Raw genomic sequence first — 12,975 nt, 5'->3', positions numbered from 1 at the left:
CTCGTCGGTCACGCTGGCAACGACACCGGCTCCGCTTTGTACCCGCAGGCTATGGCCCTGGGCTTTGAGTTTCTTCACCGTCTCGGGCGTGACAGCCACCCGGCTCTCGCCTGCCAGCGTCTCGGCAGGTATGCCTATCTGCATGGGGAACTCCTTGGGAAATCTGGTTGGAATGCTGTCTTAGAGCTTACATGAGTTTGCGACCTGTTCTTACCCGTTAAAACCATAGGTCAGACAGCCCAGCGGAAGCCTTTGGATAATGCCCCATGGACAATCGATGGAAACCCAGCGTCACGGTCGCGGCCGTGATTGAAAACAACGGCAGATTCCTGCTGGTGGAAGAGCACACACCCGAGGGCTTGCGTCTGAACAACCCGGCCGGGCATCTGGACCCTGGGGAATCGCCTGAACAAGCCTGTGCGCGCGAAACATTGGAAGAAACGGCCTACCAATTCACTCCACAGGCGCTGGTTGGCGTGTATCTGGCGCGCTTTCAACGACCCGGCCCAGCACCGGGCGAAGTCGCGCAAGACATCACCTATCTGCGCTTCGCCTTTTGCGGTCAGCTGGGTGTGCTGGACACACAGCGCACGCTCGACACAGGCATCATCAGGACACTTTGGCTCACGGCTGACGAGATTCGCGCACAGGAAAGCCGGCTGCGCAGCCCGCTGGTTTTGCAGTGCATGGAAGACTACCTGTCGGGTCAGCGATTTGACCTGGGTTTGGTGCATACCCACCCGTCGGTACGGGCTTTGCAGTCGCCCACCTAAAATCGGGGGATGGCAAAACAACGAATCGTGGTCGGTTTGAGTGGGGGCGTGGACTCTGCGGTCACCGCCTATCTGCTCAAGCAACAGGGCCATGAGGTCATCGGCATCTTCATGAAAAACTGGGAGGATGATGACGACAGCGAATACTGTTCCTCCAATATCGACTTTGTCGATGCGGCCGCCGTGGCCGACGTCATTGGCATAGAAATCGAACACGTCAACTTCGCCGCCGAATACAAGGACCGGGTCTTTGCTGAGTTCCTGCGCGAATACCAGGCCGGACGCACGCCCAACCCGGACATTCTGTGCAATGCCGAGATCAAGTTCAAGGCTTTTCTGGACCATGCCATGCGCCTGGGTGCCGAGAAGATTGCCACCGGCCACTACGCGCGAGTGCGCCAGAACCCGGCAACCGGCCTGCACGAATTGCTCAAGGGACTGGACCCGTCCAAGGACCAGAGCTATTTCCTGCACCGGCTCAACCAGGCGCAGCTCGCCAAGACGCTCTTCCCCGTGGGCGAGCTGCACAAGACCGAGGTGCGGCGCATTGCTGCAGAAATCCAGTTACCCAATGCGCGCAAGAAGGACTCCACTGGCATCTGCTTCATCGGTGAACGGCCATTCCGCGATTTTCTGAACCGCTACATCTCCAAGGAGCCGGGGCCTATCAAGGACCCAAAGGGACGCACCATCGGTGAGCATGTCGGCCTGTCGTTCTATACCCTGGGCCAGCGCCAAGGCCTGGGCATAGGCGGCCTCAAGGCCAAGGGTGCGCAGCGCGGCGGTGGCGAGCACCAGCCCTGGTTTGTGGCGCGCAAGGATGTGGAGAACAACACACTGTGGGTCGTGCAGGGTCATGACCACCCCTGGCTGCAATCGACACAGTTACAGGCACAGGATGCAAGCTGGATTGCTGGCAATGCACCTGCAGAAGGCTCCCTGGCGGCAAAGACCCGCTACCGGCAAAACGACGCGGCATGCCAATTGCAAAATCTGGATATACAAAGCTTTGCGCTGGAATTCACAGAGCCACAATGGGCGGTGACTCCTGGTCAATCTGCTGTGCTCTATGACGGTGAAGTGTGTCTCGGTGGGGGGGTGATCAGCTGAAATTTGAAAGGGAGTCTGTACACATGAATAACGATCCAATAAGAAATGTACGGAAACTTCAAATACCAGCAGCTCCGCAACCTAGGCATCTCGCAGGAAAAAGCCCTGCAGATGGCCGCCTTCATCAGGGTTTCTTCGTTCGAGGAAAGCCAAGTCATCTGGTCCAAGGGCTCCAAGGTGGACGCCTGGCAATTCATCATCAGCGGCCTCGTTTCCGCCTCCCTGGAAGCGCCCACCGGGCAGATGATGCCCATCAGCATCTACGGTGAAGGCTCCTGGTTCGGCGAACAATCCATCATCAACCGCAAAGCCAGCTACGCCGACTTCGTCTGCCTGTCTACAACCGAGGTCATGGGCATTTCCAGTGACATCGTGCTGGAGTTGATGGAGACGCAACCCGCATTTGCCTTGTACCTGACACGGCTGATGGCCTGGCGCGTCCAAAAGACTTCAGAAACTCTGATGCTGATGAAGTTCGGCAACCCGTGCCTGCGCGTGGTGATGGGTCTGTCCCAGTTCGCCGAGGCGCTGAACTACCACTCTGACCGGCCGCCCACGATTGGCTTCGGCCAGGGCGTGGAAATCCCGGTCAAGCAAAAGACGCTGGCCGACCTGTGCGGAGTCTCCAGAACAGTCTTTTCCGAGCACGTGCAAAAGCTCGCAGCAAAAGGCTGGTTGTCCATTTCCTACGGAAGGCTGGAAATCCTGTCGCTACCGAACTGGCAGCGGTTTTCCAACAAGCAGCGCGCACGCAAATTCAACGACCTCAATCCAAGCTTTGAAGAGCTGCTGTCAGAGCTGGCTGCGGAATAGCTCCGCCCATTCCTAGAGATTCTTGCCGCCGTAGTGGGCCGGTAGCTCCTGGACACGATGCTCCGGCGCACTGCCCTGCACGTACTCCTGGATCAACTGCACGCAATGGGTCACCACAGCCTCATCGAAATGACGCCGTTGGAGCTTGAGCGCGCCACCCAGATGGGTCAGCAGCTCAATGGCTTGCAGCGAAACGGGGTTCGAAGGCTGGGGAATATTCGATTTCTTCGGCATCACAACTCCTCGTCACGGTGCGCGCGAGCGAAAGCGCATGCGCACCGAAGACCTTGGTCAAGACCCGAAGCTTGGTGCGACACGCATTTCCATGCGGCACTTTTTGTACATCAATGAACAAAAAATGCCTAGGTGTGAGGGAAGCTGCGTGTTTGTCGGCCGCTGAAACGGCCGTCCGGGGATCAGAACGGAATGTCGTCGTCCATATCGTCAAAACCGCTGGCCGGGCGTGGAGCCGGGGCCTGGCGTGCCGCAGGCGCGGCTGGACGGGCAGCGGCGGGTGCCGGGCGGCGGGCGGGGGCGGCAGGGGCACCGCCTTCATCACCATAACCGTCACCCGCACCAGGGCCACCCATGCCTTGGCGAGCGCCGAGCAGCTGCATTTCGGAGGCCACGATGTCAGTAGCGTTCTTTTCGATGCCGTCCTTGTCGGTGTATTTGCGATAGCTCAGACGGCCCTCCACATAGATGGGGGTGCCCTTCTTCACGTATTCGCCCACGATCTCGGCCAGACGCTCAAAGAAGGTGACGCGGTGCCACTGGGTTTCTTCAACGAACTCGCCGCTGGTCCTGTCTTTGCGACGGCTGGTGGTGGCGATGCTCACGTTGGCAACGGCCTGCCCGGACGGCAAGTAGCGGATTTCGGGGTCGCGGCCACAATTGCCGACCAGAATGACTTTGTTAACGGATGCCATGGGTTTCTCCAGAATGTCCGTGGATTATCCAGCCTTTGAAGCCACCTCCCAACAGCCGGACCAAACACCTTTGCCAGGCTGCGGTGCGGCCCCAGACGGCAGCCGGGAAGCTTACTGTCTATCATGGAGGGTTGTTTTCCATCCGGCCACCGCTTTGACCACCTCTTCCGACGCCCGTATTCCATCCGCCGCAGCCGAGGGCACGTATCTGGTTCACGCCTTGCAGCACCAAAGCATCCACATCCGCGGTGCGCGCACGCACAACCTCAAGAACATCGACCTGGATATCCCGCGCAACCAGTTGGTGGTGATCACGGGCCTGTCCGGTTCCGGCAAGTCCAGCCTGGCATTCGACACCCTGTATGCCGAAGGCCAGCGCCGCTATGTGGAGAGCCTGTCCACCTACGCCAGACAGTTCCTGCAGGTGATGGACAAGCCCGATGTGGACATGATCGAGGGCCTGTCGCCCGCCATCTCCATCGAGCAAAAGGCCACCAGCCACAACCCGCGCTCCACGGTGGGCACCGTGACCGAAATCCACGACTACCTGCGCCTGCTGTTTGCCCGCGCCGGCACGCCCTACTGCCCGGACCACCAGTTGCCCCTGCAAAGCCAGACGGTCAGCCAGATGGTGGACACCGTGCTGGCCCTGCCCGAAGACACCCGCCTGATGATTCTGGCGCCCATCGCGCGGGAGAAGAAGGGCGAGTTCCTGGAATTGTTTGAGGACATGCAGGCGCAAGGCTATGTGCGCTTTCGCGTCAATGGCGAGACCTTTGAGTTCGACGACCTGCCCAAGCTCAAGAAGACCGAAAAGCACGACATCGACGTGGTGATTGACCGCATCAAGGTCCGCCCCGAAGTGGCCCAGGCAGAGCCGGGCAGCGCCCGTGCGCCTGGGTTGCGCCAGCGTCTGGCCGAAAGCTTTGAAGCCGCACTGCGACTGGCCCAGGGCCGCGCCATCGCGCTGGAGATGGACGCTCCTGCCGATGGCAAACCGGTGGAGCACCTGTTCAACGCCAAGTTCGCCTGCCCGGTGTGCAACTATTCCATCAGCGAGTTGGAGCCGCGGCTTTTTTCGTTCAACTCGCCAGTGGGTGCCTGCCCCAGCTGCGATGGACTGGGCCATCAGGAATTCTTCGACCCCGAACGCGTGGTGGCGTTCCCCACCTTGAGTCTGGCCAGCGGTGCCATCAAGGGCTGGGACCGGCGCAACGGCTACTACTTCTCCATGCTGGAGAGCCTGGCCAAGCACTACCGCTTTGACATCGACAGCGCATTTGACACGTTGCCAGAGGCGGTACGCAATGCCATTCTGTATGGCTCGGGCGAAGAGGAAATCAAGTTCAGCTACATCATGGACTCGGGCGCTTCGCAGGGTAAAAAAGTCACCAAGAAGCACCCCTTCGAGGGCATCATCCCCAACATGCAGCGGCGCTACCGCGAGACCGACTCGGCCATGGTCCGTGAAGACCTGGCGCGCCTGCGCAGCGTCCAGCTCTGCCCCGACTGCGGCGGCAGCCGACTGCGCATCGAAGCGCGCAACGTCAAGATTGGCGAAGGCGAGCAAGCCCGCGCCATCTACGAGATCAGCAGCTCCACCCTGCGCGAGAGCTACGCCTATTTCAATGCCCTGACCATGCACGGCGCCCGCGGCGAAATCGCCTCCAAGGTCATACGCGAGATCGGGCTGCGGCTGAAGTTCCTCAACGATGTTGGTCTGAATTACCTCAGCCTAGACCGCAGTGCCGAGACGCTCAGCGGCGGCGAATCGCAGCGCATCCGCCTGGCGTCGCAGATCGGCTCCGGTCTGACCGGCGTGATGTATGTGCTGGACGAGCCCAGCATCGGCCTGCACCAGCGCGACAACGACCGCCTGATCGACACCCTCAAGCACCTGCGTGACATCGGTAACAGCGTGCTGGTGGTGGAGCATGACGAAGACATGATGCGCGCCGCCGACCATGTGATCGACATGGGCCCGGGTGCCGGCATCCACGGCGGACGCGTGATCGCACAAGGCACCTTTGACGATGTGAAGGCCAGCCCCGAATCGCTCACAGGTCAATATCTGGCCGGTACACGCAAGATCGAAGTGCCCACACGCCGCACACCCTGGCTGCCTACAGTGCAGCCCGCTGTGGCAGAGAAAAAGCCAGTGGCCAAAGGCGCTCCCAGCAAGGCCGCGCTGGCCTGGGCCGAACGCCATGCCGCCCACCTTGCAACCCAGGGCGACCTGCAGGCCCTGCGCATCATTGGCGCCAGCGGCCACAACCTCAAAAAGGTGGACGTCGAATTCCCGGTGGGCTTGCTCACCTGCGTGACCGGTGTATCCGGCTCTGGCAAATCCACCCTGGTGAACGACACGCTCTACACCGCCGTGGCGCGTCAGTTGTATCGTGCGCACGACGAGCCCGCAGCGCACGAGGCCATTGAAGGGATCGAGCATTTCGACAAGGTCATCAACGTGGACCAGTCGCCGATCGGCCGCACGCCCCGCTCCAACCCGGCCACCTACACCGGCCTGTTCACCCCCATCCGCGAACTCATGGCCGAGGTACCCACCGCACGCGAACGCGGCTATGGCGCGGGACGCTTCAGCTTCAACGTGGCCGGTGGCCGCTGCGAGGCCTGCCAGGGTGACGGCATGGTGAAGGTGGAGATGCACTTTCTGCCCGATGTGTACGTACCCTGCGATGTATGCGCTGGCCAGCGCTACAACCGCGAAACGCTGGAAGTGCTCTACAAGGGCAAGAACATCGCGCAGATCCTGGAGCTCACGGTGGAAGCCGCGTACGACTTCTTCCAAGCCGTGCCCACCATTGCCCGCAAGCTGCAGACGCTGCTGGATGTGGGCCTGTCCTACATCAAGCTGGGACAGGCGGCGACCACGCTTTCGGGCGGCGAAGCCCAGCGCGTCAAGCTAGCGCTGGAACTCAGCAAACGCGACACCGGCCGCACGCTCTACATTCTGGACGAGCCCACCACCGGGTTGCACTTTGCCGACATTGCCCTGCTGCTCAAGGTGCTGCACCAGCTGCGCGACGCGGGCAACACCATTGTTGTGATCGAGCACAACCTGGATGTCATCAAGACCGCCGACTGGTTGATCGACATGGGGCCGGAAGGCGGTTCGGGTGGCGGCACGGTGGTGGGTGTGGGCACGCCAGAAGACATTGCGGCCAACCCGGCCAGCTTTACTGGGCGTTATCTGGCGAAGTTACTGCCATGAGCCCTATGCCCCATGTCCTGTTGATTGAAGACGATCAACCAATTGCCGACAACGTCATGTTGGCGCTCGAACGTGAGGGCATGCGGTGTACCCATTGCAACCTGGGTCAAAACGGACTTGCAGCGCTGCAAGATAACGCGTTTGATCTGCTGATATTGGACATTGGTCTACCTGATGGAAACGGCTTCGATTTTTGTCGAAGACTGAGGCTAACCTCCGCGATTCCCATCATCTTCTTGACTGCGCGGGACGACGAAATTGATCGCGTCGTTGGTCTGGAAATGGGTGCAGACGACTATGTCCTCAAACCCTTTAGCCCGCGCGAGCTGGCTGCGCGTGTCAAAACTGTGTTGCGGCGCAGCCGACCAGCCCCGACAGCCCAAACCGCAATCCCCACGTCAACCACCAAACCGCCTTCCAACGGCTTGGAAGTGGATGAAGAGCGTGCCTGCATCCGGTGCGCTGGCGACATACTGAACCTGAGTCGGGCTGAATACCTTATCTTGAAGGCGTTGGTAACTAGGCCAGAGCGTGTCTTCAGCCGCGCAGAACTGATGGATGCTGCACAACTGGCCGAAGCGAGCCTGGAACGCACGATCGACAGCCACATCAAGAGCGTGCGCGCCAAATTGGGTGAATGCGCCAATGGCACGTTTCAGATCCAAACACACCGTGGCATGGGCTACAGCCTTCGCCTACCGATTGGGTCATGAACTTCCTAACGCGCTTCCTGCTTGGTTTCCTCATCATTGCAGGCGTTGGGCTGGGCATGGCGGTTCGTCTGTTCAACGAGCAGTTTGTGCCGGGTGTTCGGCAATCTGTAGAGGAAATGCTGCTGCAAACCTCCAATCTATTGGCGGAAATGGTTACCGATGAAATTTCCAACGGCACGGGCAAACAAGACGCCTTGCCAGTGGACAAGGCCTTTCAGGCTTACGCGCAACGCCACCTCAATGGGCGCATTTACGGCGTACTGAAGTCCGACCCGGACTTGCGCATCATCATGACCAATGGCACAGGACAAGTGGTGTATGACAGCAGAGGGCTGGATGTCGGGAAAGATTACTCGGCCTGGCGGGACATCGCCCGCACACTGCGAGGTCAGTACGGTGCACGCACCACGCGTGAGGATGTCTACAACACGCAGAGCTCCGTGATGTACGTGGCCGCACCCATTAGGCGCGACGACAAAATCATCGGGGTTCTGAGTGTGGGCAAACCGGCCGCTTCATTTCAGAACTTTATCGACATGGCCCAGACCAAAGTGTGGGAGTCCGCGCTCTGGTTGCTCCTGTTGCTGTTGCTGGTTGCATTTGCTTTTTCGTGGTGGATGACGCGCGATCTGAGCCGTCTGGTGGGTTACGCCAATGAAGTCGCCAGCGGCAAACGCAGCCACATCCCCACAGTGGGCCGCAGCGAACTCAGGCGACTGGCAAAGGCATTGGAGAACCTGCGCGCCGAGTTGGATGGCAAGGCCCACGTCGAAAAAGTGTCCCAAATACTGGCTCACGAACTCAAAAGCCCTATTGCTGCCATTCAAGGCGCAGCCGAGTTACTGTGCAATGAGGTAGATGCCATGCAGCGCGCAAAACTGGAGGCCAACATTCTGGCCGAGACCGACCGCTTGCGCCGCATTGTGGAGGGTACGCTAAATCTGGCACGTGCAGAGAACCGAGGCCAGCTGGATCAAAAGGAGCGCATTGCGCTGGACACTCTGGTGAACGAAACCCTGGCCAGTCGCGCGGCACGTCTGGAGGCAAAAGACATGCAAGTCCACTGCGAAATGGCGGCTGTTTCCGTACTGGGTAGCCCTTTTCTGTTGCGCCAGTGTATTGCCAACTTGTTGGACAACGCGCTGGATTTCAGCCCACACGGCGGCGCATTGGATATTCACCTGGATACTGCAGCAGACAAGGCGCAGCTCACTGTGCGTGACCACGGCCCGGGAATAGCTGACTTCGCCATGCCGCGGGTATTTGAGCGCTTTTATTCCACACCTCGACCTGGAACCGGTGCGCGCAGCAGCGGACTGGGGCTCAATCTGGTGCAAGAAGCTGTGCGTCTGCACCAGGGCGACATTTCGGTTGGCAACCACCCCGAGGGCGGCGCCATCGTGCGCTTGCTGTTGCCTCTGGCGCCAACCACTCCAAGCGAGCCGATTTCACATGGATTTCACACGCATTCCACACTGACTCCATAGACGCCACGAACAATCCTCGCCTTCATTAGGAGGATTGCATGAACCGATGGTTTCCCGGAAAGTTAACGGCTTTGGTGTTGATAGCGCTCGCCCTGGCGTGGGCGTTGTCGCTGATTGAGGGCAAAGTCAATGAGCGCTCCAACACCCGAGATGAGGTAGTGCGCAGCATCGCAAATCAGTTTGCTACCGATCAGGTTTTGGACGGCCCCTTGCTGCAGATCCGTTGCGTAACCAAAAGCACAGAGAAGGTGGTGGATGCGTCATCCCATGAACGGATGGTCACTACCGAGCGCGATTGCTCGCAAACACTGCGCCCCAAAATGCTAGAGGTGAATGGCTCCTTGGATGTCAGTGAACGTTACCGCGGCATCTACAAGGCACGCGTCTATGCCGCCAAAATGCTCGTGAAAGCCACCCTACCGGAGTGGACACCTCCGCCGGGCGCCCAGATCAGGGCCAGCATCGTATTTGCCGTGACTGATCCGCGCGGCATCAAGCAGGTGGAAGCGCAGTTGGATGGCAACCCGTTGGAGGCACTGCCAGGCAGCCTGAATAACGATACACAAGGCGGATTTCACATTGACGTGGCGCCAGAACTTCTGAAAACCCCGCATACCTTGCAGGCCCGGATGGACATCGCTGGCACCAGCAGCCTCTTCTTCCGTCCATTGGCTGAACAAAATGCAATCGTGCTGCAATCTGCTTGGCCACACCCCAGCTTTCAGGGAAAGTTCTTGCCTGACCAACGCAGTGTGGACGGCAATGGGTTCAAGGCGACCTGGCACGTCAACGATTTCGCTACGGGTGGCGCGAGCCAGAAGGACAGCAATTTCGGTGTCTCCCTGATTGACCCGATCAACGCCTATAGCCTGTCCATGCGCGCCGTTGTCTATGGTTTTTTGTTCGTGATGCTGACGCTGGGTGGCTTCTTTGTTTTCGAAAAGCTGCAAGGTGACCGCCTGCACCCGATGCAATATCTGTTGATCGGCCTGGCCGTGGTGATCTTCTTCCTTTTGTTGCTGGCCTTGTCCGAGCACATGGCGTTCAAGTGGGCCTACCTGATCGCCGCAGCGGCCTGCATGTTGATGATTTCCAGCTACAGCCGGGTGCTGATGCGCAGCACGCGCTTGGCCAGTGTAGTGGCCATCAGCTACGGCCTGCTGTACGCGGGTCTGTACTTGATGCTGCAGTCGGAAGACTATGCGCTATTGCTGGGCGCCTGGCTGATATTCTCGTTGCTGGGCATCACCATGTACCTTACCCGCAAGGTGGACTGGATGCGAACTACCGCGCCTCCGGATCTGCCGCCAACGTGCCAATCCGCGCCGGAGTAAACGGTATGCGTGCCTGCGGCGGGTTCCAGCCATAGAGGAACTGCGCCGCGGTGCCGCAGACCTTGCCCTGGCACGCGCCCATGCCGCAACGGGTGTGGATCTTGGCTTCGGTCCAGTTGGCGTGGGGCTGCAGCGCCTGGTGGCTGACGTCTTCGCAGCGGCACACCAGGGTGTCGGGCTGTGGCAGTTGCTTCAGCCGGTCATCCAGCGCAAAGCAGGCGTTGGCATGCGCGGCAAAAGCGCTCCAGTACTTGCGGTCTTTCTCGAATGCATGGGCCTTGGCGGTCTGCCCGACGACGGCATAGCCGGCGATGCTGCCCTGGGCCAGAGCGCGCTCACAGCCGCCAGGGCCGGTGCACTCGCCAGCAGCGTAGATACCGGGCACGCTGGTGGCCTGCCACGTGTCCACGGTGATGGCCTGCGCGCCATCGGCCGTGTGCAGCTTGCAACCCAGTGCCTGGGCCAGTCCGGTGTTGGGCACCAGGCCATAACCCACGGCCACGCGATCGCAATCCAGCGTCAGTGTGCGGCTGCCCTGGCGGATGGTGACCTGTTGCACCTTGCCCTGCCCTTGGACGGACAGCACGGTGGACGAGGTGCGGTAGCTCGCTTCGCGCAGTTGCACCGCCTGCACCAGCTTGGAAGGCCATAGCGGCAGCTTGCGGGCAAAGGTGGTCATGCGCGACAGCGGTGCGTTTTCGGCAACCATCAGCACTTTGGCGCCGGCCTTGCGCACGGTGGACGCCACGGCAAACAGCAGGGGGCCGCTGCCGCCAATGACCACGCGCTGGCCTTGCACCGGCAGGCCGCCCTTGATCAGCGCCTGCAAGCCGCCCGCGCCGGTCACGCCGGGCAAGGTCCAGCCAGGAAAAGGCAGCAGGCGTTCGCGCGCGCCGGTGCACAAAATGAGCTTGTTCCATTGCACATGCAAGGCGCCCTGGTTGGTTTCCACCAGCAAGGTATTGGCATCCAGAATGCCGACGACCTTGGCGCTGTTGAGGACCTGCACATTGGCACTGGCGCGCACAGCGTGCTGCAAGGCTGTGGCTACGGCGGGAAGATCCGCATGGGGGCCGCCGCGCCAGATCTGGCCTCCGGGCGCCGGGTTGTCATCCAGCACCAGCACGCGGGCGCCGTTGCTGGCCGCAGCCTTGGCGGCGGACAGTCCGGCAGGCCCGGCGCCCACGATGAGGACGTCACAGCGTTGTTGCGTGGGCGTGTCTTGCGTTGTCATGCCATGGGCTCCACCAGCATGCCTTGGGCACACAGTGTCTGGCAGGCCAGGCGCACATTTCCATCCACCCGCACGCGGCACTCCTGGCAAATGCCCATGCCGCAGACCGGCGCGCGCGGCTCCCCGCTCACCGAGGTGCGCGCGGCACCGCAAGCCGCCAGTGCCAGCGCGGCAGCCACCGTGGTGCCATGCGCCACCGTGATGTAGCGACCATTGACATTGACCAGCACGTGGGAGGAAGAAGGCGTCATGACGGGAAACGTGAAAGTGCAAAAGGTGCCGGGTCCAGCGGTGCGGTAGCACCGGTCATCAGCGCGGCCATGATGGCGGCCGTGCCCGTGGCGGTGGTCACGCCCAGGCCCTCGTGCCCTACCGCCATCCACAGGTGGGGGTTGTCGGGGTGACGATCCAGAATGGGCAGACTGTCGGGTGTGGCGGGTCGCAACCCGGTCCAGCAGCGAATGGCATTGAGGTCGGCGACGCCGGGCATGTAGGAGATGGCCCGTTGCAGCATGCGCGCCATCATGGCGGGCTCTACCGCCGTGTCCTCGGTGTCAAACTGGCGCGAGGAGCCAATCAGCAACTGGCCGGTTGGGCGGGGCTGCACATTGAAGGCGACCGAAGGGCCGTCGCTGTGGTGTGCCGTGGTGATGTAGCTGAGTTCCACCAGTTGGTGCTGCAACGCACCGGGGTAACGGTCGGTGATCACCAGATGGCCCTTCTTGGCGCGAATGGGCAGGCCGCTCACCAGCTTGGCGGACTGCAGCCCGGTGGCCAGCAGCACCTGCGCAGCCTGCAGCGCTGTGCCGTCCGACAAGACGACGGTATTGCCGTCGATGCGCACCGCCAAGCCGCGCTGCACCGTAACCCGCTGCGGCAGAAGACCCAGCAACCAGCGTGTGGCGTTGGGTGCATACAGCGTGCCGTCACCCGGCACCAGCAGACCACCGGCCAGACCACTGCGCAAACCGGGCTCGGCCTGCGCAAGCTCCTTGGCGCTGAGCAAGGTGCAGCCCAGGCCATGCTGTTGCAGGCGAAGGCGCTTCTCTTCGGCACCGGCCATTTCCTCGGCATTGGCCGCGACCCACAGCGTGCCGCAGTGGCTGTAGGCGCACTCGGCTGGCATGGAAGCCGCCATTGCGCGCCAGGCGTCCACCGAGTACTGACTCAGAGCCATCTCGGCCGGGTTGTCATCCATCACCACCAGATGCCCCATGCCGGCATGGGTTGCACCGCCGGTGCCGGAGTCGATCACCAGCACCTGCTGCCCGGCACGCGCCAGCGCATGGGCGCAGGCGGCGCCGATGATGCCGGCACCGATGACGATGACGTCGGTCTTTTGCATCCGGT

The 12,975-nt window shown here is 61.1% G+C and carries 12 protein-coding genes and 1 pseudogene; 7 read left to right on the top strand and 6 right to left on the bottom strand.

Going from position 1 to position 12,975, the window contains the following annotated elements:
* Positions 1-144, bottom strand: a pseudogene (locus AC1RMF_RS22015) (NAD(P)(+) transhydrogenase (Re/Si-specific) subunit alpha); the annotation flags it as partial.
* Between the two features lie 122 nt (positions 145-266).
* Between AC1RMF_RS22015 and AC1RMF_RS22010 the strand changes: the two are divergent.
* Genes AC1RMF_RS22010 through AC1RMF_RS22000 form a run of 3 tightly spaced genes read left to right on the top strand, consistent with a single transcriptional unit; the run spans position 267 to position 2,696 of the window.
* The gene (locus AC1RMF_RS22010; RefSeq protein ID WP_493144343.1) at positions 267-773 is read left to right on the top strand and encodes an NUDIX hydrolase; all 507 of its coding nucleotides are present in this window, start codon (positions 267-269) and stop codon (positions 771-773) included.
* Between the two features lie 9 nt (positions 774-782).
* Complete coding sequence (gene mnmA / locus AC1RMF_RS22005; RefSeq protein WP_493144342.1) at positions 783-1,883, top strand: tRNA 2-thiouridine(34) synthase MnmA; 1,101 nt, start codon at positions 783-785, stop codon at positions 1,881-1,883.
* Positions 1,884-1,928: 45 nt separating this feature from the next.
* Positions 1,929-2,696 (top strand): Crp/Fnr family transcriptional regulator, encoded by a 768-nt coding sequence (locus tag AC1RMF_RS22000; protein ID WP_342620381.1) that lies wholly within the window; start codon positions 1,929-1,931, stop codon positions 2,694-2,696.
* A 12-nt stretch (positions 2,697-2,708) separates the two neighbouring features.
* Here the strand turns inward: AC1RMF_RS22000 and AC1RMF_RS21995 are convergent, their stop codons facing one another.
* Both AC1RMF_RS21995 and ssb read right to left on the bottom strand, forming a co-directional pair.
* Complete coding sequence (locus AC1RMF_RS21995; RefSeq protein ID WP_493144341.1) at positions 2,709-2,930, bottom strand: hypothetical protein; 222 nt, start codon at positions 2,928-2,930, stop codon at positions 2,709-2,711.
* Positions 2,931-3,112: 182 nt separating this feature from the next.
* A complete protein-coding gene (gene ssb, locus AC1RMF_RS21990) occupies positions 3,113-3,625 on the bottom strand; it encodes a single-stranded DNA-binding protein (RefSeq protein WP_342620379.1) in 513 nt (170 codons plus the stop codon).
* A 178-nt stretch (positions 3,626-3,803) separates the two neighbouring features.
* Here ssb and uvrA point away from each other — a divergent pair, with 178 nt between their 5' ends.
* The 4 genes from uvrA to creD are packed head-to-tail and all read left to right on the top strand — an operon-like array spanning position 3,804 to position 10,391.
* Positions 3,804-6,857: an excinuclease ABC subunit UvrA gene (gene uvrA, locus AC1RMF_RS21985; protein ID WP_493144352.1), complete on the top strand. Its 3,054-nt coding sequence runs from the start codon at positions 3,804-3,806 to the stop codon at positions 6,855-6,857.
* Entirely contained in the window at positions 6,854-7,570 is a 717-nt protein-coding gene (gene creB / locus AC1RMF_RS21980) for a two-component system response regulator CreB (RefSeq protein ID WP_493144339.1), read from the top strand. The genes uvrA and creB overlap by 4 nt, the downstream gene beginning before the upstream one ends.
* Positions 7,567-9,057, top strand: coding sequence for a two-component system sensor histidine kinase CreC (creC, locus tag AC1RMF_RS21975; protein ID WP_493144337.1), 1,491 nt, complete (start codon positions 7,567-7,569; stop codon positions 9,055-9,057). The genes creB and creC overlap by 4 nt, the downstream gene beginning before the upstream one ends.
* A 38-nt stretch (positions 9,058-9,095) precedes the next feature.
* Positions 9,096-10,391, top strand: coding sequence for a cell envelope integrity protein CreD (gene creD / locus AC1RMF_RS21970; protein WP_493144336.1), 1,296 nt, complete (start codon positions 9,096-9,098; stop codon positions 10,389-10,391).
* On the opposite strand, the gene AC1RMF_RS21965 is transcribed toward creD, so the two are convergent.
* Genes AC1RMF_RS21965 through AC1RMF_RS21955 form a run of 3 tightly spaced genes read right to left on the bottom strand, consistent with a single transcriptional unit; the run spans position 10,342 to position 12,970 of the window.
* Entirely contained in the window at positions 10,342-11,625 is a 1,284-nt protein-coding gene (locus AC1RMF_RS21965) for an FAD-dependent oxidoreductase (protein WP_493144334.1), read from the bottom strand. The genes creD and AC1RMF_RS21965 overlap by 50 nt on opposite strands.
* Positions 11,622-11,876, bottom strand: a complete 255-nt coding sequence (locus AC1RMF_RS21960; RefSeq protein WP_493144332.1) for a 2Fe-2S iron-sulfur cluster-binding protein — start codon at positions 11,874-11,876, stop codon at positions 11,622-11,624. Before AC1RMF_RS21960 ends, AC1RMF_RS21965 begins: the two co-directional genes overlap by 4 nt.
* On the bottom strand, positions 11,873-12,970 hold the full coding sequence (locus tag AC1RMF_RS21955; protein WP_342620377.1) for an NAD(P)/FAD-dependent oxidoreductase: 1,098 nt from the start codon (positions 12,968-12,970) through the stop codon (positions 11,873-11,875). Before AC1RMF_RS21955 ends, AC1RMF_RS21960 begins: the two co-directional genes overlap by 4 nt.
* Positions 12,971-12,975 lie beyond the last annotated feature (5 nt).

It is taken from the genome of Rhodoferax sp. GW822-FHT04A08 (assembly GCF_058801025.1).
Note: the sequence above shows the minus strand (reverse complement) of the source record. Positions and strands in the feature narration are given on the sequence as shown.

Excerpts from the sequence above, each read along its gene's own strand:
- AC1RMF_RS22010 (WP_493144343.1), top strand. The coding sequence starts at position 267 with ATGGACAATCGATGGAAACCCAGCGTCACGGTCGCGGCCGTGATTGAA.
- mnmA (WP_493144342.1), top strand. The coding sequence starts at position 783 with ATGGCAAAACAACGAATCGTGGTCGGTTTGAGTGGGGGCGTGGACTCT.
- AC1RMF_RS22000 (WP_342620381.1), top strand. The coding sequence starts at position 1,929 with ATGTACGGAAACTTCAAATACCAGCAGCTCCGCAACCTAGGCATCTCG.
- AC1RMF_RS21995 (WP_493144341.1), bottom strand. The coding sequence starts at position 2,930 with ATGCCGAAGAAATCGAATATTCCCCAGCCTTCGAACCCCGTTTCGCTG.
- ssb (WP_342620379.1), bottom strand. The coding sequence starts at position 3,625 with ATGGCATCCGTTAACAAAGTCATTCTGGTCGGCAATTGTGGCCGCGAC.
- creB (WP_493144339.1), top strand. The coding sequence starts at position 6,854 with ATGAGCCCTATGCCCCATGTCCTGTTGATTGAAGACGATCAACCAATT.
- creC (WP_493144337.1), top strand. The coding sequence starts at position 7,567 with ATGAACTTCCTAACGCGCTTCCTGCTTGGTTTCCTCATCATTGCAGGC.
- creD (WP_493144336.1), top strand. The coding sequence starts at position 9,096 with ATGAACCGATGGTTTCCCGGAAAGTTAACGGCTTTGGTGTTGATAGCG.
- AC1RMF_RS21965 (WP_493144334.1), bottom strand. The coding sequence starts at position 11,625 with ATGACAACGCAAGACACGCCCACGCAACAACGCTGTGACGTCCTCATC.
- AC1RMF_RS21960 (WP_493144332.1), bottom strand. The coding sequence starts at position 11,876 with ATGACGCCTTCTTCCTCCCACGTGCTGGTCAATGTCAATGGTCGCTAC.
- AC1RMF_RS21955 (WP_342620377.1), bottom strand. The coding sequence starts at position 12,970 with ATGCAAAAGACCGACGTCATCGTCATCGGTGCCGGCATCATCGGCGCC.